The organism is Leifsonia sp. 2MCAF36 (assembly GCF_052115525.1).
Classification (GTDB): Bacteria; Actinomycetota; Actinomycetes; order Actinomycetales; family Microbacteriaceae; genus Leifsonia.
The window spans coordinates 569,343-593,467 of record NZ_JBFRGV010000001.1 but is presented as its reverse complement, the minus strand read 5'-3'; the positions used below and the strand labels follow the sequence as shown (position 1 = coordinate 593,467).

Genomic DNA, 24,125 nt, shown 5'->3' with positions numbered 1-24,125 from the left:
GCCTCAGCGCAACGCGCGCAGGTAGCGCCGCTTCGCCACCCGCTGCGCGATCAGCAGCAGCGGGAACAGCGCGCGCCAGGGCTGCTGCGGTGCCGCGCGGGTGAGGGATCGGACGGTCAGCCGCACCTCGTCGTTGCGGCGGTGCACGACGAAAGCCTCTTCGCCGCTGACCGGATGCCCGGGAAGCGTGCGGTACGAGAAGCCCACCCGCTCGTCCGTCGCGACCACGGCGACCACTTCGACCGGCTCCACCACGCGGAGGCCGAGGACCGTCGCGGTGACGGTCAAGCGCTCGCCCTCTGCGACCGCCGTCTCGGACTCCACGACGAAGCCGCTCGCCGTCTTCACGCCCCAGTGCAGCACCGCGCGGGTCGCGCGTTCCCAGGCCGACCGCCCGTGGCCGATCACGGCGGACGCCTCGGCGCGGCGGTATGAGGGGTCGCTCGGGCCCCAGCTGACGGCGGCGGGATCGGTCACGCATTCCTCACTTCGCTGACGGGCTGAAGGCCATCGTAGGAGAACCCGGTCCGAATCTCCGACAGGCCGCGGTCGGGAGGTCTTTCGGAGCCATTCGGGCCGAACGGTCCGACCGAAGGGTCCGAATCTCCGACGGAGGCGACGGCCGCGCCGGGATCGGAGCTCCGCTCGGGCTCAGGACACAGCGTCCTTCCGCGCGCGGAACGCGATCATGTTCACCCGGTTGCCGCAGCGCACGCTGCAGAACCGCTTCGAACCGTTGCGGGACAGGTCGAGCAGCAGGCCGTCGCAGTCGTCGGCGGCGCAGACGCGCAGTCGGCCGGTCTCGCCCGAGCGGATGACGTCGACCAGCGCGAGTGCGATCTCCACCCGGATCCGTTCCGCGAGGGGCGCATCCTGAGCCGTCGCGTGCAGGTGCCAATCGAACCCGTCGTGGCGCATCAGGTAGGGGAGGGCGTGAGCTTCGGCGAGCATGGCGTTGACCTCCAGTGCAGCATCGTCGCGCTCGAGCGACCAGGTCCGGCGCAGGCGTTCCCGCGTCTCGTGCACGTCGCGCAGTTCCCGCTCGTCGCCGTCCACCCGGCCGGAGTAGCGGTTCTCGGCCAGTAGCGCGGCCAGCTGCGCCGGGCTTGCGAGTTCGTCATCGCCGGTGCGGGATGCGCCGGGCGCGGTGTTGCACAGCACGACGGCGAACTCCAGCGCATCGACCGTGTCAGGGGCAAATTGCAAGTTGACTCCTTACTTGCGACAAGACTAGCGTCAGGATCATCGTCCTCTTCGACCCTGACAGGTGAGTCCCATGCCGCACCGCCACCCGACCTCCCTCGGCCTTCTCATCGCCGTGGTCGCAGCGGCTACCTTCGGCATGTCGGGCGCGTTCATCAAGCCGCTGCTGGAGAGCGGCTGGTCGCCGGTCGCCGCGGTCACGGCCCGGGCCGCGATCGGGGGACTGGTGCTGCTGCCGTTCGCGCTCATCGCTGTCCGCGGTCGCTGGAGCGCCGTGTGGCGCGGGCGCTGGCGGCTGCTCGGGATGGCGTTGGTCGGCGTGGCGGGAACGCAGGTGCTGTATTTCGCGGCGATCCAGCGCATCCCCGTGAGCACCGGCATCCTGGTCGAGTATCTGGCTCCGGTGCTTCTGGTTGCCGTGGCGTGGGCGCACACGAGGAGGGCGCCGCGGGCCGTGGTCCTGGCCGGCTCCGCCGTCGCCGTGGCCGGACTGGTCCTCGTGGTCTCACCCGGCGGGGGCGGCGCCCTCGACCCGCTCGGCCTCGTGCTCGCCGTGCTGGCCATGGGCGGGTGCGCAGCGTTCTACGTGATCGCCGCACGCCCCAGCGAGGACCTCCCTCCTGTTGCACTGGCTTCCGGTGGACTGCTGCTGGGCGCACTCGCGCTCGCGGTCGTCGGTGCGACCGGCCTTCTGCCGGTCACCGTCAGCTTCGCGGACGTGCCGCTGTTCGGTCAGCCGACCGCCTGGTGGGTGCCTCTCGCCGTCGTCGGTGTCTTCGCCACGGCGATCGCCTACGCCGCGAGCATCACTGCGACCGAGTTGCTGGGCTCCCGCCTTGCCTCCTTCACCGGGTTGCTCGAAGTCGTCGCTGCCACCCTGTACGCGTGGCTGCTGCTCGGCGAACGTCTCAGCCTGCTGCAGCTTCTGGGCGGTCTGCTCATCCTCGGCGGCATCGCCCTCGTGCGCGCCGACTCCGGAGACGCAGCGGTGCCGACGACGCCCGTTCGAACGACGCGCGTTCGGACACGTACCCGCTCGGACTCCACGCTTCCGTTAGGCTGACAGGCTCGGCGTCGCCCGGGCAGAGGGGCGGGTGCGGGATGTCGGAGTTCACCGACGCGAACAGGGCCAACTGGGACGACCGGGCAACGCTCCACGCCGACCGGGGCCAGCACGGCTACCGGATCTCGCAGTACATCGACGACCGGGCCGCGATCTCCGGCGTCGTGCGGTTCGACCTGCCGCGACTCGGCTCGGTGGAGGGTCTCCGTACGGCGCACCTCCAGTGTCACATCGGCACGGACACGCTGTCCCTCGCCCGGCTCGGCGCCCACGTCACCGGCCTCGACTTCTCCGCGAACGCCATCGACGAAGCCCGGCGGCTGGTGGCCGACACCGGCGACGACGTCGACTTCGTCGTGGCGGACGTCTACGAAGCGGCGTCCGTGCTGCAACCCGGTTCGTTCGACCTCGTCTACACGGGGGTGGGTGCGCTCTGCTGGCTGCCGCGGGTCGACCGCTGGGCGGCCGTGGTCGCAGCGCTGCTGGCTCCCGGCGGTTCCCTGTTCCTGCGGGAGGGCCACCCCATCCTCTGGTCGATGGACGAGGGGCTCGACGACGATCTGCACCTGCGGTTCCCGTACTTCGAGCGCGAGCAGCCGCTCGAGTGGGACGACGACTCGACGTACGTGGAGACCACGCGCCCGCTCACGGCGACGCGCACCTACGAGTGGAACCACTCCCTGGGCGAGATCGTCACGGCGCTCATCGCCGCGGGCCTGCGCATCGACCTGCTGGAGGAGCACGACAGTGTTCCCTGGCTGGCGCTGCCCGGGCAGATGGTGATGCGGCCGGACGGCGAGTTCGCGCTCGGTGCCCTCGATGGGGTGGCACCGCTCAGCTACACGCTCCGTGCGGGCAAACCGTCCTGACCCCCTTGCTGTGGGCGGTTCCTGCGCCGAAGGTGGGGTCATGGATGGGACAGGCGCCGACGAGAACCGGCGCGGGCACGACGGCGACAAGTCCACGATCGGCGAGCGGCTGACCGGCACGCGTGACCCGAAGGACCCGGACGGCCTGCTCACCGTGGAGGACGACGCCGAGCGGCCCGATCCGGTGCGGTTCGGTTCGCCGGAGACGGACACCCTCCAGCGTGAACGGGAGCACTTCGCGCAACTGGGCGAGGGCGGGTCCTCCGACGAACTGCCCGAGGTGCCCGCGAAGCGCGGGGTGACGGGTCTCGGCTGACCGCCGCGGGCTGGCGGGCGTCGCCTCGGCCTAGCGTCGGAGATCCGGACTCTATCGTCGGAGACTGGCGCGCATGCGGCGCCAGATCGCCGACACACCGCGGCCGGTCGGAGATTCGCGCCCGTCTCTCCGACGCAAGGCGCGCCCCGCCCGGAGGGAGAATGGGCGGATGGCCCTCCCCGCGTCCGAGCGCATCGTCCCCGTCCCGGTCATCCGCATCGAGTTGGAGGCCGCGGTCGCGTTCGGGACCCTGCGTCGCGCCTTCGAGGCCGAGGTCCCGCCGCTGGATGTGGCCCGCCTGCGCGAGCTGCTGTCAGCCGGCGCGGAGTGGCGCCAGCTCGTGTCGGAGCTGGCCGGCCCCGGCATCCACCGGTTCGTCCGGTTCTGGACCGACCACCCGACACCCGTCATGCGCATCGGCGGGGCCGACATCCCGAGCGCCGTCTACCTGATCGGCGACTACGCCACCGCTGCCCGGATGTTCCGGCACGACCCCGGCACGCTGCTGTACACGCCGCTGCGGGTCGAGTTGCACGCCACCCGCAGCGGGGGCTCGATCGTGAGCGTCGACCAGCCGAGTAGCCGGTTGGGCAGCTTCGGCAACAACAAGGTCGCCCAGGCCGGCTTCGAACTCGACCGGATGCTCGGCGACCTGCTCGAGGAACTGGGCTTGCCCCGCCCCAGCGTCCTGCGCCGCTGACCGCTAGGCAACCGCGGCAGCGTGGCCCTGCTAGTCTGCGGCCGTGACAATGCAGCCGGCAGGACAGCACGGACCGACACTCGTTCAGGTCGGTAACGTGACCGCCAACGAGGCGTGGATCGTGACGCCCGCCGGCACCTGGCCCATCGCCGATGTGAACGTGACGAGTGTCGACCAGACGTCGATGACGACCCACACTCCGGCCTGGGCGATCGTCCTCGTCATCCTTCTCATCTGGTTCTTCTTCCTGAGCCTGCTTTTCCTGCTGGCCCGCGAGACACGAGTGGGCGGGTACGTCGCCATTCACATCAGTGCACGCAACGGGCAGACGTACACCGAACAGATACCGGTCTTCAGTGCCGAACAACGCGCCGCTGTCCTGGGCCGCGCCGGTTACCTGCAGGCGCTGATCGGACACGCGCGCGCTGTGCGCGGCTGACCGCTCGTCACCTCCCCTTCGATCGGGCCGACGCCGAGCGGCTGGGAATGGCGTCCGCGGTCATCGGGTTGCCTCTTCCATGACCCCGACTCCGAAGGCTGCCGCTGTGGCGGCGCCCGCGCGAGCGGTGCTGGGTGAGGTGGACCGGCTGCTGGCGCGCCTGGAGTGGACACTGCTCGACTTCGGCCAGCGGAAGCTCGCAGCGGGGAATGTGGTGGCCGTGCCGCCCGGCTCCACGCGGTTCCACTACGTCGTCTCCGGGGCAGTCGAGACGACAGCGGGTGGCGCTCCGGTGCGGCTTGCCGTGGGCGACTTCCTCATGTTGCCGCGGGCGGGTGCACACCGCATCCTGGCGCTTCAGGATGCGGTGCTCGCGTCCGGCGAGCTCGAGACGGCCGCGTCGATGGGTCTGCCCCTCACTCTGACCCTTCCCGAGACGTTCGCGGCGTGCGGGTTCGTGGTCCGCGAACCGCATATGGGGCCCCTCATCGAGACTCTCGGCCTGGAGTTCGGTGGCGTGCGCGCCGGCAACTCGGTCATGGCGAGCCGGATCGCGACCATCATCGCGTCCGCCGCCATCCGCTCCTGGGTCGAAAACGGATGCGCTCCCGACCAGTGGCTCGTGAGCGTGCGCGACCCGCACATCGCCCGGGCGGTCGCGGCGATGCAAGAGGCGCCCGGCGAGCCGTGGACAGTGGAGACGCTTGCACGGGTAGCCCGCGCGTCCCGCACCGTCTTCGCCGAGCGCTTCCGCGAACTCGTCGGCGACTCCCCGAGCCGTTACCTCGCGGCGGTGCGAATGGAGCAGGCCGGTGACCTGCTGAGCCAGGGGGACCTGAGCGTCGGCGCCGTCGCGCACCGCCTGGGCTACAGTTCCGATGTTGCCTTCAGCCGCGCCTTCCGCCGCCACACAGGGGTGAGCCCAGCGGCCTGGCGTCGTGAGGCGGACTCCCGAGTGCAGGGCGTGACCGCCTAGAGGGCTCGCCGACGCCGGGCAGAGCCGAGCAGCACCCCGCCCAGCGCGGCGACGATCCCCCCGGCGACCAGTGCTTCCTTCACACCGGCGCCGTCGACGAGGAGCCCACCGGCCGCCGCTCCGAGTGCGATCGCCAGCTGGAACGCCGCGACGACGAGGCCGCCTGCCGCCTCCATCCGTTCGGGCTCCACCCGGGCCGCCCAGGTCTGCACCAGGGTGGGGACGCCGCCGAACGCGAAGCCCCACAGCGCGACCGCCGCGAACGCCAGCGGAACCTGATCGGGCAGCAGCGCGAAAACGGTGACGGCCGTCCCGAGCACCGCCGGCATCACGACCAGCGCGGTGCGCAGACGACGGTCCGCGACCACACCGGCCACGACGTTGCCCGCGAAGCCGCCGACCCCATACACGGCCAGAAGGACCGCCAGCCCGGCCGTCGTCAGCCCGGGGATGTCTGCCGCTCCAAGCCGGATGTACGTGAACCCGGCGAAATGCCCGCCCGCCAGGAGCGCGATGCCGAGCAGCCCGACGATCATCACCGGCGAGCGGAGCGCCGCCAGGAGGGTGCGCAGGCCGGACCCCTGGGCCGGCGCCACCTTCGGAAGGAGAAGGACCTGCGCCACAGCCGCAGCCACGGACATCGCGGCCACGAGCACGAACACGGCGCGCCACCCCCACACCGCCCCGAGGAACGCACCGAGAGGAACGGCGACCACCGTGGCGAGCGATACGCCCGTGTTGACGATCATCATGGCTCGCCCGAGGCGTTCTGCGGGCACGAGCTGGGCAGCCACGGCGACGGCCATCGACCAGAAACCCGAGATGGCGATCCCGAGGAGCACCCGCGCGACCAGCAGCAGCCAGAACTGGGGTGCCACGGCCACCAGGAGGTTGGACACCGCAGCGAGAACCGCGAGGCCGACCAACAGGAGGCGTCGATCAAGACGGGGGAACAGGGGGCCGATCGCCGGTCCCGCGATCACGCCGATCAGGGCCGTCGCGGTAACCGCCTGCCCGGCCGTCCCCTCGCTCACATGCAGTCCAGAGGCAATCGGTGACAGGAGACTGGCGGGCAGGAATTCGCTGGTGACCAGTGCGAAAACGCCGACCATCAGGGCGACGACTCCTCCCCACGAGGCCCGCCGCGCAGAGGCCGGGGTCGCGGGTAAGGAGGAGGTGTCCGGACCGGAAGAGGTATCGATGGTCATGGTTCCAGCCTGGTGCCACGCGGCCTCCCTCGCCCGACCGATCGTCCGCGGCACCTGATCGGCCGTCCGGACGGAGGGCTGTCAGACCCGGGAGGCGGGAACCGCATTCCGTAGGAAGTCCGCCACCCAGCGGGCGCTCCGCTTCGGCGTGCGCTTCTGCGTCCGGTAGTCGACGTGGACGATGCCGAAGCGGCGGGAGTATCCCCACGCCCACTCCCAGTTGTCCATGAGGGACCAGATGAAGTAGCCCTTCAGCGGGAGCCCCTCGGCCACCGCATCCCTGGCTGCCTCGAAGTGCGCCTCCAGGTACTCGGCTCGCTGCGGGTCGTCGATCTCGCCGTCCGAGTCCACCCGGTCGGGGTAGGCGGCGCCGTTCTCCGTGATGTACAGGGGCAGATCGGGGGCCAGCTGGTTCGCCTGACGGATGACGTCGACCATCCCGTCGGGGTGGATCTCCCACCCCATCTGCGTGACCGGTGCGCCCGTCGTGATGAAGCGGACGTGCTCGCTGCCCGGGTAGGCGCTCGCCGGTGCGCCTGCGGCCGGCGACGAGCCGGAGGCGACCGTGTGGCGGCTGTAGTAGTTGATTCCGAGGAAGTCGATCGGGGCCGAGATGCGACGGAGGTCGTCATCCGTAGCGTTCTCGGCGAACCACTCCGCCTCGCCGAGGTCATCGAGCACGTCGGCCGGGTAGGAGCCGGCCAGCACCGGCTCCAGGAACAGGCGGTTGCTGAGACCGTCGATTCGGCGCGCGGCGTCCGAGTCGGCGTCGGAGTCGCTCGCGGGGTGCACCGAATAGAGGTTCAGCGTCGTGCCCACCCGTGCTGACGGAACGGTCGCCCGCAGCGCCTCGAGCGCGTGGCCGTGGCCGAGCAGCAGGTGGTGCGCGGCGTGCGCCGACCGGGAGCCGACCGTGCGCCCGGGGGCGTGGTGCCCGCTGGCGTAGCCGAGGAACGACGAGCACCACGGCTCGTTGAGGGTGATCCAGTCGCTGACGACGTCGCCGAGCTCCTCCGCCATGATGGCGGCGTAGTCGGCGAACCGACGGGCCGTGTCGCGATTCAGCCAGCCGCCCCGGTCCTCCAGAGCCTGCGGCAGGTCCCAGTGGTACAGCGTCGCCCACGGGGTCACGCCCCGCTCGAGCAGCGACTCCGACAACCGGCGGTAGAAGTCCAGACCGGCGCGGTTGGGTGCGCCTTTGCCGTCGGCCTGGATGCGCGGCCACGCGATGGAGAACCGGTACGCGTCGAGTCCGAGGTCGGACATCAGCGAGACGTCCTCCGGCCAGCGGTGGTAGTGGTCGTCGGCGACGTCGCCGGTGCTGCCGTCGGCGATGGCGCCGGGGACGCGCGCGAACGCATCCCAGATGCTCTCGCCGCGGCCGCCCTCATGGGTGGCGCCTTCGATCTGGTATGAGGCGGTCGCGGTCCCGACGATGAAACCGTCGGGGAGGTCGCTTCTCTGCATGGTCACTTGGGGGAGCGTACCCCGTACGCCGAACGCGGGCGCTATCCGTTCCTCAGAGTCCTCTCAGCCGTTCGCCACGGTCGCCCAGGCTGGCGGGGCGTCGGTCAGGGATGCTGAGGGGATGCGCAACACGGTGCCCGCCGTCACCGCCCTGTTCTGGGTGACCAAGCTGCTGACGACAGCGATGGGCGAGACCGCGTCCGATTTCCTGGTCAAGACCATCGACCCGGTGATCGCCGTGGCCGCAGGCTTCGTGGTCTTCGCGGCTGCCCTGACCCTGCAGTTCGCGGTGCGCCGGTACATCCCGTGGGTGTACTGGTCGGCGGTGCTCATGGTGGCGGTGTTCGGCACGATGGTGGCCGACGTGCTCCACGTCGAGCTGGGGGTCCCGTACGCTGTCTCGACGGTCGTGTTCGCGATCGCGCTCGCCGCCGTCTTCGTGCTCTGGTACCTGACGCAGCGGACCCTCTCGGTGCATCGCATCGACTCCCGTGCCCGCCAGGTCTTCTACTGGTGCGCAGTGCTGGCGACGTTCGCCCTGGGCACCGCTCTCGGCGACCTGACCGCTGTCACCTTCGGTCTCGGATACTTCGCGTCGGCGCTGGTGTTCGGCATCCTGTTCGCGGTCCCTGGGATCGCCTACCGCTGGTGGGGGCTCGGAGCGACGGCCGCCTTCTGGTCCGCGTACGTCCTCACCCGGCCGTTCGGTGCGTCGGTCTCCGATGGCCTGGCCGTTTCGCACGCACGCGGCGGGCTCGCGCTCGGCACCGGTCCGGTGAGCCTCGCGCTGCTGGCGGCGATCGTCGTGTGCGTAGCGGCGCTCAGCCGACGCGGGGGCCGGACGGCGGGCGAGCCGCTCGCAGCCGCCTCGCCGGCTGCTGAACCGGCCGCTTGAACCGGTAACGCTGCGCCGCTAGACCTCGGTGTGCCCCAGCCGCGGCTCGGAGACGAAGGCGGCGGTCGCCTCGGCCGCCGACTCCAGCTCCAGCACGATCAACTCGTTGCGCCCGACGCGCAGGACGCCGCGTGGCACGTACAGGGTCTCCTGCGGGCCCCGCGCCCAGTAGCGACCCAGGTTGAAGCCGTTGATCCAGGCCACGCCCTTGCCCCAGCCGGTGGTGTCGAGGAAGAGCGCCCCCGGCTCTTCGAGCTCGAACACCGCGCGCCCGAAGACAGGGCCCGCTAGGCGCTCGGGCGCGTCGCCCGCGTCGGCTGCCAGCGCCTCGCTCACGGGATCGATGGAGGACAGCTCCAGCGGCAGGACGCTCCACCGGCTCAGCTGCTCGCCGTTCAACTGGACCGGAGCGACCAGTCCCTTCGGCTCGCCGATGCGGGGGCCGTAGTCGACGCGTCCCTGATCCTCGACCAGCACCGTCAACGTTCCGCGGCTCGGGGAGAGGGAGATGGAGGACTCGTGGTGGTCGCGCGCCAGCACGCCCAGGCGACTGCTGCCGACCCAGACGTAGGCGCGGTCGCGCACCTCGCCGAACTCGAGAACGGCCGGCTCCGTGGTGTCGATCTCCGTGCGGTACAGACCGAGCCCGCTGTAGTGCCCGAGCTCGTCGAAGGTGGGGAGCGCGTCGCTGTGCGACCACTGACCGAGCCGGTCGGCGACCGCCCACAGCGGCACTGCCGCGTCGAACGGCACGGTGAAGGCGGGGGCGGCCGCCGCGACCACCGGCTCCAGCTCCGGCACGGTCGCGTACTTGGCGATGACGTCGCGGTACGCCCAGAACTTCTCGGTCGGCTCGCCGGCCTCGTCGAGCGGGGCGTCGTAGTCGTAGCTGGTCACGATGGGCTGGTAGACGCCCTTGTCGTTGGCGCCGTTGGTGAAGCCGAAATTCGTGCCGCCGTGGAACATGTACAGGTTCACGGACGCGCCAAGCGCGAGCAGCTCATCCAGGTCCGCGGCCGAATCGGCGACCGGCGTGGTGTGGTGGTGGGTGCCCCAGCTGTCGAACCAGCCGTCCCAGAACTCCGAGCACATCAGCGGCCCGGTCTGCTGGTGGCGTCGCAGCGTCGCCAGGCGTTCCCGCGACCGGGAGCCGAAGGAGGCCGTCTTGAGGAGGCCGGGCAGCGACCCGTTCTCGAGCATGTCGTCCTGCGGCTGGTCGACGGTCGTCAGCGGGACGGTGATGCCCGCTCCGCGGATCACCTCCACCAGGGCAGCCAAGTAGTCCTTGTCGTCGCCGTATGCGCCGTACTCGTTCTCGACCTGCACCAGCAGCACGGGGCCGCCCTCGGTTACCTGGAGCGGCCGGACGATGTCGAGCACGTTGCGCAGGAAGTCGCTGACCGCCGCGACGAACGTGGGCTCCGAGCGGCGGATGCCGACCGCCGGGTCGGTGAACAGCCAGGCCGGAAGCCCGCCGTTGTCCCACTCGGCGCAGATATAGGGGCCGGGACGGACGATCGCGTGCATCCCCTCGGCGGCGACGGTCCGCAGGAACCGTCCCAGGTCCAGCCAGCCGTCCGCGCGCCACTCGCCCTGCCGGGGTTCGTGCGCGTTCCACGGCACATACGTCTCGATCGTGTTCAGCCCCATCAGCCGGGCCTTCCGGATGCGGTCCGCCCAGTCGTCCGGGTGCACGCGGAAGTAGTGGAGGGCTCCGCCGCGAACACCGCGGCCGGCCACCAGGGGTGTTACTTGCCGGTGACGGTGAAGCCCTGCTGGTTGCCGTACTGCACCAGCTGCTTCTGCCAGGCGACGAGGCCAGGGTTCAGGCTGCTGGCCGAGCTGTAGGACTGACCGACCGTGTCGGGGAAGATGCTGTTCGCATAGACCTCGAACGGCAGGTACTGCCAGCCGGTGGACACGTTCTTGGCACCGTCCACGAGCACCTCGTTGATCTTCTGGCCGCCGAAGTACGAAGGCGCCTGGGCCTGGAAGTCGGACGAGTTCAGGTCCTTCGTGGTCGACGGGAACCCGCCGGACTTCAGGAAGACGTCGATGCTGTCCTGGCTGTTGTTCAGCCACTTGAGGAAGCCGGCCGCGAGAGCCTGGTTCTTGGACTGCTTCATGACCACCTGGGCGCCGCCGCCGTTCTCGGAGTTGGTCGGCGTTCCGTCATACGTCGGGGTGGGGGCCACGCGCCACTGGCCTGCGCCGTCCTTGACTGAGCCCTCGAGCACGCCGGGCATCCAGGCGCCGGTCACCAGGCTTGCGATCTGGCCGTTGCCGAGCGCCTTGAACCACTCATCGCTCCACCCGGGAACGGTGGAGACCAGCTTGCCCTCTACCAGCTTGTCCCAGACGGCCGTCCACTTCTTCGAGCCGTCGTCCTGCAGGTTGATCGTGGCCTTCGTGCCGTCGACCGAGAAGGGTCGCCCGCCCGCCTGCCAGATCATCGAGGTCGCGAAGCCGGGGTCGCCGGAGTCGCTGGTGATGTACTCGTTCGGGTCTGCGGCGTGGAGCTTCTGAGCGTCGGCGACGTACTCGTCCCACGTCGTGGGAACCTGGAGGCCGTACTTGTCGAAGATGGTCTTGTTGTAGAACAGCGCCATGGGCCCCGAGTCCTGCGGCAGGCCGACGAGCTTGCCGCCGATATTGACGGAGCCCCACGGGCCAGGGGTGTAGCTGCTCTTGAGCTTGTCGAAGCCGTACTGCGTCAGGTCGACGAGAGAGTCCGAAAGCGCGAACTGCGGGATGGCGTAGTACTCGACCTGAGCGACATCCGGTGCGCCGGATCCAGCCTTGACGGCGTTCTGCAGCTTCGTGTACTCGGTGGTGTTGGTACCGGCGTTGACCAGCTTCACCTTGACCTTCGGGTACTGCTTCTCGAATGCGGCGACCTGTGCCTGGGCCGACGGGGTCCAGGACCAGTAGGTGATGGTCCCGCCCTGCTTGAGGGCTGCGTCGACGTCCGAGGCGCCCCCGCTGCCTGCGGCCGTGCCTCCCGAGCAGGCGGCGAGCGAGGCGGCGGCAACGGCGCCGACCACCGCTGCGGTGACGATCCTGGCGAGACGCCGGGATGAGATCATGCGCTTCATGAGCTTCCTTTCACTTCTTCGTGGAATGCGATTGCGTGGATGGGATTTCGGGTTACTGCTTGACGCTTCCGGCGGCCAGACCTGACTGCCAGTAGCGCTGGAGCACCAGGAACGCCGCCACGATCGGGACGATCGTGATGAGAGATCCGGTGATCACGAGGTTGAAGATCGGCTGGGCGCCGACCCCGATTGCCTGGGCGCTCCACTGCCCGAGTCCGACCGTGAGGGGATACCAGGTGGGGTCGCTGAGCATGATGAGCGGCAGGAAGTAGTTGTTCCAGGTGGCGACGATCGCGAACAGGGCGACAGTGACGACGCCCGGCGCGAGCAGGCGCAGCGAGATGGTGAAGAAGGTGCGGAGCTCGCCTGCGCCGTCCATCCGTGCCGCTTCCAGCAGCTCGGTGGGAACGGCCTCCGTCGTGTAGGTCCAGATCAGGAACAGGCCGAACGGGCTGATCAGAGACGGGAGGATGATCGCCCACGGGGTGTTCGTGAGGCCCACCTGGCTGAACATCAGGAACGTCGGAACGGCCAGCGCCGTCCCCGGGACGGCGATCGCGCCGAGAACCACGGCGGACACGGCCCGCTTGCCGGGGAAGTTGTACTTGGCGAGCCCGTAGCCGGCGACCGTGGCGAGCACGGTGGCGCCGCCGGCGCCGACGACGACGTACAGAAGCGTGTTCCCGAGCCACTGCAGGAAGATCCCGCCGTGGTAGCTGAACGTTTCAGCGATGTTCTGGAAGAGGTTGAAGTCCTTGCCGAACCACAGACCGAACGACGAGTAGAGATCGGGCTGGGACTTGGTGGCGTTGACGAGCAGCCAGACCAGAGGGACCAGGGAGTAGAGGACGAACAGCACCATCACGATCGTCAGCAGGGGCGATTTCCGGACACGGCCGTGAGTCGCGGCGGCGCTGCGGGATCGTGCTGCGGCGCGCGAGGGCGCTTTGGGAGAACGGCTGCTCCTCGTCTCGGTGACGACGGCCATCAGCGGAGCTCCTTCCTCGAGCCGCGCAGCTGGACGACGTACGCGATCGTGGCCGTGATGACGCCCATCACGATGGCGACGGTCGCGGCGTAGTTGAACTGCTGCCCGGCGAACGAGAGGTTGTAGGCGTACATGTTCGGGGTGAAGTAACTGCTGATCGCGTTCTGCGCCAGCGGCTTCAGGAGGTTGGGTTCGTTGAACAGCTGGAAGCTGCCGATGATGGAGAAGATGGTGGCGATCACGAGCGCGCCGCGGATGGCGGGGATCTTGATGCTGAACACCGTGCGGAAAGCGCCGGCCCCGTCGATCTCGGCCGCCTCGTAGAGCTCGGTCGGGATGACGCGGAGCGCGGCGTAGAAGATGAGCATGTTGTAGCCCATGAACTCCCAGGTCACGATGTTGCCGATGGAGGCGAGCACCCACTGCCCGCTCAGCGGTTGGAGGCCGGTCCCGAGCAGGTGGTTGAGGCTCGCGGTGAGGCCGAACTGGTCTCCGTAGATGAACGCCCAGATCAGGGCGGCGACCACGCCCGGTACGGCGTACGGCAAGAAGAGCGCGATGCGGAAGAAGGCGGCGCCGTACAGGCGCGCGCTGTCGAGGGCGAGTGCGGCGACGAGGGAGAGCGCGAGCATGATCGGCACCTGGACCAGCAGGAACAGCGTGACTCGGCCGAGCGACTCCCAGAACTTCGTGTCCTGCATGATCGCCAGGTAGTTGCTGAGGCCGACGAAGGCGTTGCCGCCGATGAGTTGCTGGCGGAACAGGCTGAGGTAGATCGCGTACAGCACCGGCGCGATGATCATCGCCGCGAAGACGATCATGAACGGGGCGACGAAGGCCCAGCCGCGCCAGTCTCGGCGTGACCGCCGGGGGCGCGTGCCGCGTGCCGACGCAGTCGCCTGCGTGAGGGACGTCGTTGTCATGGTTTCCCTGGGTTCGGGGGTCGGATCGCGATGTTTACGTCAACATCGTGGCGCTTACTCTAGCATGTTGACGTCAACACGATGCAAGGTCGAGTTGTGCGCGAAGATGTGGAGACCATGACAGAGCCGCTTGCCGACACCCCGCCCGCCCGACCGGCAGCGCGCAAGCGCGGCCCGTCGCTGGGCGATGTGGCGTTGGACGCGGGGGTGTCGACGCAGACCGTCTCGCGCGTCGCCAACGGACTGACCAACGTCGAGGAGTCGACGCGTCAGCGTGTCCTCGCGTCGATGCAGTCGCTCGGCTACCGGCCCAACCGCGCAGCCAGGGCCCTCCGCTCCGGCCAGTTCCGCAACATCGGCGTGATCATGTTCACGCTCTCCTCCTACGGCAACATGCGGACCCTGGATGCGATCGCCAGCTCAGCCGCGACCGTCGGCTACTCGATCACGGTCGTCCCGGTGGAGCGGCCGACGCAGCGCGACGTGAGCCTTGCGTTCAGTCGCCTGCTGGAGCAGGCCGTGGACGGCATCATCGTCGTCCTTGAGGCCCACATCGTCGACAGGGCCGACGTCGAGCTGCCGCCGGGACTGTCCGTCGTGGTCGTCGACTCCACGGAGCGTCCCGACTATCCGCAGGTCGACACCGACCAGGCGGAGGGCGCGCGCCAGGCGACCGAGCACCTGCTCGGCCTGGGCCACCGCACCGTCTGGCACGTCTCCGGACCGGCCGAGTCGTACTCCGCCGCGCGTCGCGAGGAGTCGTGGCGCCGCACGCTGGAGGGGGCGGGCGCACCCGTCCCCGAGGTCTTCCGCGGCGACTGGTCGACCGCGGCCGGTTACCGCCACGGCCGCGAGATCGCAGAGCGCCCGGAGATCACGGCGGTCTTCGCGGCCAACGACCAGATGGCGCTCGGCGTGCTCCGAGCGCTGCACGAGGCCGGCCGCCGCGTGCCCGAGGATGTCAGCGTCGTGGGCTTCGACGACATGGCGGAGTCCGACTCCTTCTGGCCCCCGTTGACGACCGTGCACCAGGAGTTCGAGGCGATCGGCCGCCGCGCGCTCGACCTCCTGATCGCCGAGATCGAGGAGCGCCCGGAGCCGGTGCGCTCGTCGGTGCAGCACACCCGTCTGGTGGTCCGCGCGAGCACCGCCCCGCCGCCCTCGGCGCACCGCCTCACCGCTTCGTGAGCGCGCCAGTTCGTACCATCGGCTGCCGCTCGACCGCCCGCTGACGTTCCGAGCGACGGCGCTCACTCCCATGACGTGCCAGCAGGGCGCGTTGGTATCCTCCCGGCATGCGGACGGTGGATTGGGATGGGCTGCGTAACGTGCGCGACCTGGGTGGGCTGCCCACGCCGCTGTCGCGGACCGGCGCGACGTCGTGGCGGCTAAATGAACAGACCGTTCGCAAGTTCAGAAGTAATTCTGAAGTAGACTAGCTGCATGATCGCCACTGCCCAGCCTTCGCATGTCTTCCAGTCCTCGGAACTGAGCCGGCATTCGACACGCGTCTTCGCTGCGGCCGAGGAGCAGCCGGTCGAAGTCACTCGCCGCGATGGGGAAGATCTCGTTCTCATGTCCAAGCGCGAGGCCTCCGCGCGCAGCACCCTGCTCCAACTCGCGGCCACCCTCATCGGAGTCGCAACCGACACCAGGGGGACTCTCGCCGATCGAATGTCCCAGGCACTGCCCTGGATGTTCGCCCTCAACCCGGCGGACCGTGCAGCCTGCGCGGAAGAGCTCCTGGATGCGGCCCGCGCGTCGTTCTCCACGGGACAGTCGCACCTGGCAACCGCGGCAATGAACTCCTGGATGGAGACCGCGACCGCCGTAGCCGCAGGCCTTGGCAACGCACCGGTCGAATGGCTCGACGCCGGCATCCCCGTCGAGCGTCCGTAGGTGGCACGGGATAAGAAGGTCGCCCGGCCCACCAAGCGCAGCGAGTTCAGCATCGTGTTCGCGAGCTTGCAAGCGCAACGCGGCTGGACCGATCTGTGCGCGACAACCCGGAACGCGATGGTCGAAGCTTGGGACTTCCTCACGCGCACGCCGCTCATCGAAACGCCGACGAACTACCGGCTCCGCGGCGAGCTGGGATCAATCACGCGGGACGGCGTGACGCACGAGCGGTGGCAGCACAAGCCGACACTCAAAGGCGACGCGCGGCTCTGGTTTTACGTCCACGAGCAGACTGTCTATCTGGAGCAGGTGCACACGCACCACCCGAACGCGACCAAATAGCCCTCCGAGCATCAGACTTGCGTAGGGGTCTAGCCTGTGGCGGCGCTCAGCGCGGCGCGGGCCAGCTGCACGATCGCGGGAGTTGCGACGGTGAGATCGGCGTTGTCCGCGCCGGCGATGGTGTCGAAGGTCTCGAAGCTGGTCACGGCGAGGAGTTGCGAGACGACCTCCGTGCCCGGAGCGCTCGCAGGATGGCTCGCACCCAGGATGCGACCGGCTAGCTCGGAGAGGCCCCGGCGTCGGCGCTCGTCCCGCGACTCGATCACCGCGCGAACGTCGGGGTCGAGTGCGGCGAGGGCCCGCAGTCGGCGCATCACGTCGCGGTCCGCCTGCCAGAACTGCGCGAAGCAGTCGATGAACGCCGTCAGCGCCTGCAACGGGTCCTCCTTCGCGAACGCCCCAGGCAGGTCGGCCAGCCCGCCGACCTGGGCCAACTCATCGCAGAGCGCTTCGAGGAGGCCGGTTTTGGATTCGAACTGGTAGTAGACGGTGCCGCGCGCAACGTCGGCCCGCTGGGCCACGGCATTCACGGTGAAGTCGGTGTAGCTGGTCGCCTCGCCGAGCAGCGCCCGAGCGGCGTCCACGATCTGGCGGCGCCCCTGGTCGATCTGCTCATGACGGCGGCCCAGGTTGTATGGGCGAGGACTCATGGTCTTGACGGCGCCTCTCGTCGGTGCTTTAGTTGAACGCACTGTACGATCAAATTATAGCGTAGAGGGAAGAGCCAGCGCGATGAACGACACACTTCCTGGGCGCGGTGCCGTCTATCCGGACCTTGCGGGCAAGACCGCAGTGGTGACCGGCGGATCGCGGGGGATCGGCGCTGCGACCGCTCGTGCCTTGGCCGCCAACGGCGTCGCTGTTGTCGTTGTCGGTCGCGACCACGCAGCCGCTGCGGCGGTCGAGACGGACATCGAGGCCGAGGGTGGCCGGGCGCTGGCCGTTATTGCGGACTGCAGCAGCGAGGACGACGTGCGCCGCCTCGCTGCCGAGGTCCACGAGTCGTTCGGGCCGATCGACATCCTGGTCGCCTTCGCCGGGGGCAATGGCGGCCCGGTCCCCACCGCCACCGAAACGGCAGAGCACTGGCGTGAGGTTCTCGAGGGAAACGTGACCGCTACCTTCCTGACGATCTCCGCCTTCCTCGACGACCTGACCAGCCGATCCGGTGCAATCGTGACGATGTCTTCCTCCGCCGCCCGACAGGCGACAAACGCCAACGCCGCGTATGCGGCGGCCAAGGCCGGTGTGATCGGATTGTCACGTCACCTCGCTGGGGAGCTGGCGCAATACGGCGTCCGAGTCAACTGCCTATGCCCGGCGACCGTCGAGAACGACCGGATGCGGTCCTACATGACCGACGAAGCCCGCTCCCGCCTGGCCGCCGGGTTCCCGCTGGGGCGGATCGGCCAGCCGGACGATATCGCTGCGGCCACCCTGTTCCTCGCCTCCGACGCCTCGTCATGGATCACCGGAGTGACACTCGACATCGCCGGCGGCCAGCAGCTGTCCTGACCACGAAAACGAAAAGCTTCGCGCCTAGGACTGCTAGCTTCTGAACAGCCGATGCACTCTGCCGCGGCACGCGGGCCAGCCGATTGCGTCGCTCCACACCACCCGACCTGGTCAGCGGCATAGCCGTGACCGGATCAGGCACCCGCCGGGTCCGTTCCCAACCAGACAAGGACCACAATGGGTCTTCTCATCACCGCTGCCCTCTGGGGCGTTGGTCTTCTCATCGTGCTGATCGCGCTCATCACCGTGCTGCGCGGCATCAAGATGGCGAAACCGAACGAGGCGATCATCGTCACCTCGAAGCAGCGGACCAACAAGGACGGAGACGAGACCGGCGGCCAGCGCGTCGTGTTCGGTTCGCGTGTCTTCGTCCGCCCGCTCGTGGAGGCGTACTCGCGCCTGAGCCTGTCCAGCCGACAGCTGGATGTGACCGCGAACGTGCAGACCAAAGATGCCGTCGGTATCAGCGTCAAAGCTGTCGCCGTCGTCAAGGTCGGTGGCACCGAGGCGGACGTTCGCGCAGCCGCGCAGCGCTTCCTCGACCAGCAGGACCAGATCGAGCGTTCCACCGAAGAGGTTCTCATCGGTTCGGTCCGCGCGATCGTCGGTCAGTTGACGGTGCAGGAGATCATCACCAACCGCACCACGCTGCAGGCCAACGTGTTCGAGGAGGTCAAGGAAGCTCTCGGCGTCCAGGGCCTCACCGTGGACACGCTGCAGATCAAGGAGATCTCCGACGCGAGCTCGTACATCGTCAACCTGGGCCGTGCCGAAGCTGCCCGTGTGCGTCAGATCGCAGAGATCGCAGAGGCCCAGGCGAACCAGGCCTCGGAGGAGGCCCGCATCCGTGCCGAGCAGGCCGTTGCGGATCAGCAGCGTGAGCTCGACCTGCGGAAGGCGGCCATCCAGAAGGAGACTGACAAGGCAAAGGCGGAAGCCGACCAGGCCAAGCCGCTCGCTGACGCGATCGCGCAGCAGGAGGTCATCGCCCAGCAGGAGCAGACGGCGAAGCGTCGGGTGGCGCTTCGCCAACAGGAGCTCGAGGCGGACGTCAACGCCGTCGCCGACGCGGACGCGTACAAGGTGCGGAAGGAGGCCGAGGCAGCCGCCGCGGCATCCATCGACACCGCGCGCGCCGAGCGTGACACCCGTATCGCCGTCGCCGAGGCCGTCAGGGCGGAAGCGGCAGCGAATGCGGAGGCGATCACCGCGGTCGGTGAGGCCGAGGCATCAGCCACCAAGGCGAAGGGTGAGGCGCTCGACGCGTCGAAGACCTTCCTGCTGGAGAAGCTGATCGAACGATTGCCGGAGATCGTCCGCGCAGCGGCAGAGCCGATGTCCGCGATCAGCCAGATGACGGTCATCTCCGGCGGTGGTAGCGATGACCCGGGTGCGTCCAGCGTTGTCGGCGCCCTGCCGCACACGCTCGCGACGACGACCGAGCTGGTGAGGAACATCACCGGCCTCGACATCGCGGAGCTGGTCACCGGTCGCGAGACCGGCCGTGCGCTGGGACGGGCAATCGTGGAGGCGGCTCCGGCCGTCGCCGAGACGCCCGCCCTGGTGAAGCCGGCCGAGATCGCCAAGCCGGCAGGGAACGCTGTCGAGGAGCCCGCACCCACGGCATGACCCGCCAGGCAACGATTGAGCCGCCCCAGCCGGCATCACTGGTTGGGGCGGCTCGCGGGCAGAGAAAAGGCCCGGTGATCCGAGCGGTTTCCACCGCCTCACCGGGCCTTTTTTCTGCACGTTGCCGTACAATCACTGTCTCAACCAGTGTGCGCCACGAGGGATTCGAACCCCCAACCTTCTGATCCGTAGTCAGATGCTCTATCCGTTGAGCTAGTGGCGCATGATCCGCACGCGGACCGGATAAGAGCCTACATGACCGCATCCAAGACTGCCAATTGACGGCGCAGCGCCACCTGGCGGTACGACGTCTCGATCAGTTCGGCCGTTTCGGACCAGTCCGCGGTCGAGCGATCGAGTTCGATCGCCAGCCATCCGCTCGGCCCCCAATACTTGGGCACGAACACGCGCGGGTCTTCCCGCCACGCCGGCGCCTCCGCAGGATCGGGCTTGAAGACGAGCGTGTCGGTGCGGTCCATGGAGGCGCCGAGAACGCCGAAAACGCGGCCCTTCTCGCCGGCCTTCCAGGACGGGCGGCCGTGGTTGAGCGTCTCAACGGCCTCCGGTAGCCGCAGGGCCAGCGCGCGTACTTGCGTCACCAGCGGGTCGCCATCGTCGAACAGCAGCGGATGCTCCATCAGCGGAACACCTCGTCGAGGAAGCAGACCAGCGCTCGCCAACTGCGGGCGTCCGCGACGGGGCGGTAGCGGTCCATTCCCGGGATCGTGAACGCGTGCGGCGCGCCCGAGTAGGTGGTGACCTGCCAGTCGACGTGCGGCGCGCCCCGGAGCTCCTTCTTGAAGGCGACGATCGCCTCGTCGGGGACCACCGCGTCATCGCCGCCGGTGAGCACCAGCACCGAGCCGGCGATCTGGGCCGCGTCGGACGGGTCGTGGGCGATCAGGCCGCCGTGGAAGGACACCACCCCACGCACCGGCGCGCCCGTGCGTGCGAACTCCAGGGCGGCGGTCCCTCCGAAGCAGTAGCCGATCACGGCCAGGCGGGCCGGGTCGACGGTGGGCTGCTGCTGGAGCCAGCTGAAGCCGGCCGCGGCCCGTGCCCGCAGCAGTTGCAGATCGCGGTAGTACTTGCCCGCCTCCGCGGAGGCCGCGTCACCCGTCGGCCGCACGTCCGCGCCGTAGAGGTCGGCCGCGAAGGCGACGTAGCCGCGCCGGGCCAGCATCTGCGCGCGCATCCGCACGTTGTCTGCGACGCCGAACCAGTCGTGCAGGATGAGCACCGCCGGGCGTCGCTCATCCGCCTGCGCATCGCGGGCCAGGTAGCCCTCCAGTGGCAGGCCCTCGTGTTCGTAGGGCACGGTCTCGACCTCGATGACCGAGTGCTCGCCGATCGGGACCTGCTCGAGGAGCTCCTGGAAGGCCGGGGCGAGGGCAGGCTGCGGAGTGTCGAACGTCACGGTGGGACTCCAGTGTCGTCACGTCGCGCGGTCGGCGGGCGCCGCCGGCGGCCTGGGCTGCTGTGGCCTCGGTCGCGGAACTGCGCGGGAACCCTCGGGTGCGGGTCGGGATCCCACGCTTTTACACTACCCCGCTTCGCCGGCGACCCCGCGGACGTACCATGGGCGCATGGCCACCGAATTCAGCGATCAGGCGGATGCGAGCCGGTTCGCGATGCACATCGACGGCGAGCTCGTCGGGGTGCTCGACTACCGCATCCTGGGCGACTCCATCTCGCTGACGCGCGCCTTCACCGTGCCGCAGTACCGGGGCAACGGGTATGCGGCACAGCTGGTCGAGTACGCGGTCGACGAGATCGAGAAGAGCGGGTCTCTGCACATCGTCCCGATGTGCTGGTACGTGGCCGACTGGTTCGAAGCGCACCCCGAGCGCGGCGCGCTGCTGCAGCGCCGCGCGGGCTGACCGCCCGATGCGAGACGCTACCGGCGACGCCCCTTCGCGGCTCGTCGCCCGGGTCTCCCGCTTCGGCGACCCGACCGCGATGGTGCTGGCCCGCGAGCCGCTGCGCCCGCCGCGCGGCAACGAGGTGGTCGTCCGGGTGACCCATGCGTCGCTCGGGGCGACGGAGCTGCTGGCCCGGCGGGGAGGATACGTCCTCCAACCCGTGCCTGGCTTCGTGACGGGCTACGACTTCGTCGGCGAGCTGCTCACCGAGTCGGCCGTGTCCATCGCGCTCGGGTTGCGCGAGGGCGCAACGGTTGCGGGCGTTCTGCCGAGGATGGGGGCGCACGCCACCTTCCTGATCGTCGCACCGACGCTGCTGGTGGCAGTGCCTTCGGGCATGGATCCGGCGGTCGCCGCCGTCCTGCCGCTCGACGGGGTGACCGCGGCGCACGCGCTGGAACTCGCCGGGCCGGCACGGAGCCTGCTCGTGCAGGGCGCCTCGGGAGCCGTCGGTTCGCTCGCCGTCCAGCTGGCCCAGCGCTCGGGCCGCACCGTGGTCGGCACCGCCTCGGCGCGGACGGCCGACCGCGTCCGCGAGCTCGGCATCCCCGTCGTCGACCACGCCGCGGACGACTGGCCGGCGCTGGTCCGCGAGGCTGCCGGGGGAGCGGTGGATGCGGCGATCGACCACACCGGGTCCCGGCGCGTGCGTGAGGCCCTCACCTCCGACGGCGTCCTGGTGCACACCGCATTCGCTGGTCGGCCGGGTCATGAGCGGGCCGACGCGCTGCGGGGTTCCACGATCGCCGCGCGACACCGGTCGGAGCGGGTCTGCAGCACGCCGCTGTACGTCGCGACGCGACGGAACGACTACCGGCGGCTGCTCTCGCGGTTGCTGGCGGATGCGGCCTCCGGGTCTCTGCGCACGGCCGAGCCGGTCGTCCACCCGCTGACGGAGGTCTGGGAGGCGCACCGGGTGGCGGAGTCGCTCGCGTCCGGCCGTAAGGTCGTGCTCGCCGTCGGCTGACCCGTCAGAAGGCGAACATCTGCCCGAGGACCACCACGGCGATGATGAAGAGCACCACGATCGCGGCGATGGTGATGACGGCTCGCGACGACAGTCGTGCGATGCCGAAGCCGACGATGAACGGAAGCGCCAGGCAGCCGAGCGCGAGCACCCACCAGAATGCCGCGAAACCGCCCGCCGAGGCCGACTCCAGGCGGCCGCCGAACAGCTTCTGGGTCGTCGGATGGGTCGCGAAGGCGATGCACGCCGAGAGCGGGTAGGCGATGAGCACGGCGGTGATGAGTCCCGCGAAGGCACCCCACAGCCCCCTCTTCTCGCCAAGCTGCAGCGTCTGCTCCTGGTGCGGGCCTTGGCGGCTCTTCGTGCTCATGGCGCACAGCATAGCCAGCGGTCGGATGGTCGGGAATGCAGCGCCGTGCGCAGCTCGCCGGGTTCTCACAGGAGTTATATGGCACTAAGTGCCATAATCGCGTCAGAAACCCACGAGGAGGGACGACGATGACCGAACCGAAGCCGTTGACGGCACACAGCACCATCGGAGAATGGCTGGAGCACCCGAAGGGCGCCCCGCTCATCCACGGATTTCTCGCGCAGGCCGGCGTCGGCGAGGAGATGCTCGCGCCGGTGCGCGGCCTCCCGCTGCAGCAGCTGGTCGCGATGAGCCAGGGACAGCTGCCGCAGTCCGTGGTCGACGACCTGGTCCTGCAGGCCAACGACGGCGTGATGCCGGAAGACGTCGAGACCGGATGGGTCGAGAAGGTGACGCCCGGGCGTTTCGACGGCCGAACGGTCATCGTGACAGGCGCAGCCTCCGGGATCGGACGCGCCACCGCCTCCCGAATCGCCCGTGAAGGCGGCCGTGTGGTCGCCGTCGACATCTCCGCCGAGCGGCTCGCCGACCTGGCATCGTCGTTGCCCGAGGGCGCCGTCGTCACGGTCGTCGGGGACATCACGCAGCAGGCCGACATCGACAGCATCGTTGCGGCGGCGGGGGATCGCATCGACGCGCTCGCGAACATCGCCGGCGTCAACGACGACTTCTCACCGGCGCACGAAACGTCGGACGCCGTGTGGGACCGGACCATCGGCATCAATCTGACCGGCGGCTTCAAGCTGACCCGCGCCGTCCTGCCCACGATGCTGGAGGCCGGCCAGGGCTCCATCGTCAACGTGGCATCGGAGGCGGGACTGCGCGGCAACGCCTCGGGCACGGCCTACACGGTGTCCAAGCACGGGGTGGTCGGACTCACGCGCAGCACCGCCTTCATGTACGGTCCGCAGGGCATCCGCGTGAACGCGGTCGCTCCGGGCGGCGTCGCGACGGGCATCCCGATGCCGGCGCATCCGTCCGAGGCGGGGACGGCTCGGCTCACGCCGTTCCAGCAGCAGATCCCGACGATCGCGACTGCGGAGCAACTGGCTGCGTCGATCACCTTCCTGCTCAGCGACGACGGCGTCAACATCAACGGCGCGATCCTGCCGAGCGACGGCGGCTGGTCGGTCCAGTAGTCCTCGCCCGGGGTGGGAGTCAGTCTCGAGCACCGCGCTTCGCGCGCCGCGCGCGCCATCGCTCTGCCCGCGCCGGCGACCGTCCGCCCTGGAGGCCTTGACAGCTCGGGATGAGGCGGCAGGCCTTACGCGTGCAGCGGCCGTCGCGGAAGGGCTGCCGCGAGTCGCACGCGGAGCCGAGCATGGGAGACACCAGGAGA

27 protein-coding genes and 1 tRNA gene are annotated in these 24,125 nt (G+C 69.4%); 15 read left to right on the top strand and 13 right to left on the bottom strand.

The features are described 5' to 3' along the window. Positions 1-3: 3 nt before the first annotated feature. Positions 4-477 carry a DUF1990 family protein gene (locus AB4079_RS02785; protein ID WP_441785747.1) on the bottom strand — a complete coding sequence of 158 codons (474 nt, stop codon included), beginning with the start codon at positions 475-477 and terminating at the stop codon, positions 4-6. 174 nt (positions 478-651) lie between these two features. Next, on the bottom strand, positions 652-1,206 hold the full coding sequence (locus AB4079_RS02780) for a CGNR zinc finger domain-containing protein (protein WP_441785746.1): 555 nt from the start codon (positions 1,204-1,206) through the stop codon (positions 652-654). A 70-nt stretch (positions 1,207-1,276) separates the two neighbouring features. Between AB4079_RS02780 and AB4079_RS02775 the strand changes: the two genes are divergently transcribed. The 6 genes from AB4079_RS02775 (at position 1,277) to AB4079_RS02750 (ending at position 5,566) form a co-directional block, all read left to right on the top strand. Then, on the top strand, positions 1,277-2,266 hold the full coding sequence (locus tag AB4079_RS02775) for a DMT family transporter (RefSeq protein WP_441785745.1): 990 nt from the start codon (positions 1,277-1,279) through the stop codon (positions 2,264-2,266). Positions 2,267-2,304: 38 nt separating this feature from the next. Beyond that, positions 2,305-3,135, top strand: coding sequence for a class I SAM-dependent methyltransferase (locus AB4079_RS02770; protein ID WP_441785744.1), 831 nt, complete (start codon positions 2,305-2,307; stop codon positions 3,133-3,135). Positions 3,136-3,175: 40 nt separating this feature from the next. Then, the gene (locus tag AB4079_RS02765) at positions 3,176-3,451 is read left to right on the top strand and encodes a hypothetical protein (protein WP_441785743.1); all 276 of its coding nucleotides are present in this window, start codon (positions 3,176-3,178) and stop codon (positions 3,449-3,451) included. Positions 3,452-3,620: 169 nt separating this feature from the next. Continuing rightward, positions 3,621-4,151, top strand: coding sequence for a hypothetical protein (locus tag AB4079_RS02760; RefSeq protein WP_441785742.1), 531 nt, complete (start codon positions 3,621-3,623; stop codon positions 4,149-4,151). A gap of 43 nt (positions 4,152-4,194) precedes the next feature. Further along, positions 4,195-4,590, top strand: coding sequence for a hypothetical protein (locus AB4079_RS02755; RefSeq protein WP_441785741.1), 396 nt, complete (start codon positions 4,195-4,197; stop codon positions 4,588-4,590). Positions 4,591-4,669: 79 nt separating this feature from the next. Beyond that, positions 4,670-5,566 (top strand): helix-turn-helix domain-containing protein, encoded by an 897-nt coding sequence (locus AB4079_RS02750; protein WP_441785740.1) that lies wholly within the window; start codon positions 4,670-4,672, stop codon positions 5,564-5,566. On the opposite strand, the gene AB4079_RS02745 is transcribed toward AB4079_RS02750, so the two are convergent. After that, positions 5,563-6,774 (bottom strand): MFS transporter, encoded by a 1,212-nt coding sequence (locus tag AB4079_RS02745; protein ID WP_441785739.1) that lies wholly within the window; start codon positions 6,772-6,774, stop codon positions 5,563-5,565. The genes AB4079_RS02750 and AB4079_RS02745 overlap by 4 nt on opposite strands. A gap of 81 nt (positions 6,775-6,855) precedes the next feature. After that, positions 6,856-8,241 carry a GH1 family beta-glucosidase gene (locus AB4079_RS02740; protein ID WP_441785904.1) on the bottom strand — a complete coding sequence of 462 codons (1,386 nt, stop codon included), beginning with the start codon at positions 8,239-8,241 and terminating at the stop codon, positions 6,856-6,858. Positions 8,242-8,362: 121 nt separating this feature from the next. On the opposite strand from AB4079_RS02740, the gene AB4079_RS02735 reads away from it, so the two are divergent. Further along, positions 8,363-9,136: a COG4705 family protein gene (locus AB4079_RS02735; protein ID WP_441785738.1), complete on the top strand. Its 774-nt coding sequence runs from the start codon at positions 8,363-8,365 to the stop codon at positions 9,134-9,136. 18 nt (positions 9,137-9,154) lie between these two features. On the opposite strand, the gene AB4079_RS02730 is transcribed toward AB4079_RS02735, so the two are convergent. The 4 genes from AB4079_RS02730 to AB4079_RS02715 are packed head-to-tail and all read right to left on the bottom strand — an operon-like array spanning position 9,155 to position 14,142. Then, positions 9,155-10,876, bottom strand: a complete 1,722-nt coding sequence (locus AB4079_RS02730) for a glycoside hydrolase family 35 protein (RefSeq protein ID WP_441785737.1) — start codon at positions 10,874-10,876, stop codon at positions 9,155-9,157. 8 nt (positions 10,877-10,884) lie between these two features. After that, positions 10,885-12,231 carry an ABC transporter substrate-binding protein gene (locus tag AB4079_RS02725; protein ID WP_441785736.1) on the bottom strand — a complete coding sequence of 449 codons (1,347 nt, stop codon included), beginning with the start codon at positions 12,229-12,231 and terminating at the stop codon, positions 10,885-10,887. Positions 12,232-12,283: 52 nt separating this feature from the next. After that, positions 12,284-13,219 carry a carbohydrate ABC transporter permease gene (locus AB4079_RS02720; RefSeq protein ID WP_441785735.1) on the bottom strand — a complete coding sequence of 312 codons (936 nt, stop codon included), beginning with the start codon at positions 13,217-13,219 and terminating at the stop codon, positions 12,284-12,286. Further along, positions 13,219-14,142: a carbohydrate ABC transporter permease gene (locus AB4079_RS02715; RefSeq protein WP_441785734.1), complete on the bottom strand. Its 924-nt coding sequence runs from the start codon at positions 14,140-14,142 to the stop codon at positions 13,219-13,221. The genes AB4079_RS02720 and AB4079_RS02715 overlap by 1 nt, the downstream gene beginning before the upstream one ends. Before the next feature lie 117 nt (positions 14,143-14,259). Here AB4079_RS02715 and AB4079_RS02710 point away from each other — a divergent pair, with 117 nt between their 5' ends. The 3 genes from AB4079_RS02710 (at position 14,260) to AB4079_RS02700 (ending at position 16,383) form a co-directional block, all read left to right on the top strand. Further along, positions 14,260-15,330, top strand: a complete 1,071-nt coding sequence (locus tag AB4079_RS02710; protein ID WP_441785733.1) for a LacI family DNA-binding transcriptional regulator — start codon at positions 14,260-14,262, stop codon at positions 15,328-15,330. 255 nt (positions 15,331-15,585) lie between these two features. Then, on the top strand, positions 15,586-16,041 hold the full coding sequence (locus tag AB4079_RS02705) for a prevent-host-death protein (protein ID WP_441785732.1): 456 nt from the start codon (positions 15,586-15,588) through the stop codon (positions 16,039-16,041). Next, positions 16,042-16,383 (top strand): hypothetical protein, encoded by a 342-nt coding sequence (locus AB4079_RS02700; RefSeq protein ID WP_441785731.1) that lies wholly within the window; start codon positions 16,042-16,044, stop codon positions 16,381-16,383. A gap of 29 nt (positions 16,384-16,412) precedes the next feature. On the opposite strand, the gene AB4079_RS02695 is transcribed toward AB4079_RS02700, so the two are convergent. Next, positions 16,413-17,033, bottom strand: a complete 621-nt coding sequence (locus tag AB4079_RS02695) for a TetR/AcrR family transcriptional regulator (protein ID WP_441785730.1) — start codon at positions 17,031-17,033, stop codon at positions 16,413-16,415. An 82-nt stretch (positions 17,034-17,115) separates the two neighbouring features. Here AB4079_RS02695 and AB4079_RS02690 point away from each other — a divergent pair, with 82 nt between their 5' ends. Beyond that, on the top strand, positions 17,116-17,898 hold the full coding sequence (locus AB4079_RS02690; RefSeq protein WP_441785729.1) for an SDR family NAD(P)-dependent oxidoreductase: 783 nt from the start codon (positions 17,116-17,118) through the stop codon (positions 17,896-17,898). 177 nt (positions 17,899-18,075) lie between these two features. Further along, positions 18,076-19,527, top strand: coding sequence for a flotillin family protein (locus AB4079_RS02685; protein ID WP_441785728.1), 1,452 nt, complete (start codon positions 18,076-18,078; stop codon positions 19,525-19,527). Between the two features lie 150 nt (positions 19,528-19,677). Here the strand turns inward: AB4079_RS02685 and AB4079_RS02680 are convergent. The 3 genes from AB4079_RS02680 to AB4079_RS02670 form a co-directional block, all read right to left on the bottom strand. Next, positions 19,678-19,750: transfer RNA gene (locus tag AB4079_RS02680), tRNA-Arg, on the bottom strand. A gap of 28 nt (positions 19,751-19,778) precedes the next feature. Next, positions 19,779-20,165, bottom strand: coding sequence for an MmcQ/YjbR family DNA-binding protein (locus AB4079_RS02675; protein WP_441785727.1), 387 nt, complete (start codon positions 20,163-20,165; stop codon positions 19,779-19,781). Next, positions 20,165-20,944, bottom strand: a complete 780-nt coding sequence (locus AB4079_RS02670) for a dienelactone hydrolase family protein (RefSeq protein ID WP_441785726.1) — start codon at positions 20,942-20,944, stop codon at positions 20,165-20,167. Before AB4079_RS02670 ends, AB4079_RS02675 begins: the two co-directional genes overlap by 1 nt. On the opposite strand from AB4079_RS02670, the gene AB4079_RS02665 reads away from it, so the two are divergent. Together AB4079_RS02665 and AB4079_RS02660 are read left to right on the top strand one after the other, a co-directional pair. Next, the gene (locus tag AB4079_RS02665; RefSeq protein ID WP_441785725.1) at positions 20,859-21,407 is read left to right on the top strand and encodes a GNAT family N-acetyltransferase; all 549 of its coding nucleotides are present in this window, start codon (positions 20,859-20,861) and stop codon (positions 21,405-21,407) included. The genes AB4079_RS02670 and AB4079_RS02665 overlap by 86 nt on opposite strands. 7 nt (positions 21,408-21,414) lie before the next feature. Continuing rightward, positions 21,415-22,416 carry a quinone oxidoreductase family protein gene (locus AB4079_RS02660; RefSeq protein WP_441785724.1) on the top strand — a complete coding sequence of 334 codons (1,002 nt, stop codon included), beginning with the start codon at positions 21,415-21,417 and terminating at the stop codon, positions 22,414-22,416. Positions 22,417-22,420: 4 nt separating this feature from the next. Here the strand turns inward: AB4079_RS02660 and AB4079_RS02655 are convergent, their stop codons facing one another. Beyond that, positions 22,421-22,786, bottom strand: a complete 366-nt coding sequence (locus AB4079_RS02655) for a hypothetical protein (RefSeq protein ID WP_441785723.1) — start codon at positions 22,784-22,786, stop codon at positions 22,421-22,423. 128 nt (positions 22,787-22,914) lie between these two features. Here AB4079_RS02655 and AB4079_RS02650 point away from each other — a divergent pair, with 128 nt between their 5' ends. After that, the gene (locus AB4079_RS02650) at positions 22,915-23,925 is read left to right on the top strand and encodes an SDR family NAD(P)-dependent oxidoreductase (RefSeq protein WP_441785722.1); all 1,011 of its coding nucleotides are present in this window, start codon (positions 22,915-22,917) and stop codon (positions 23,923-23,925) included. Positions 23,926-24,125: the final 200 nt, after the last annotated feature.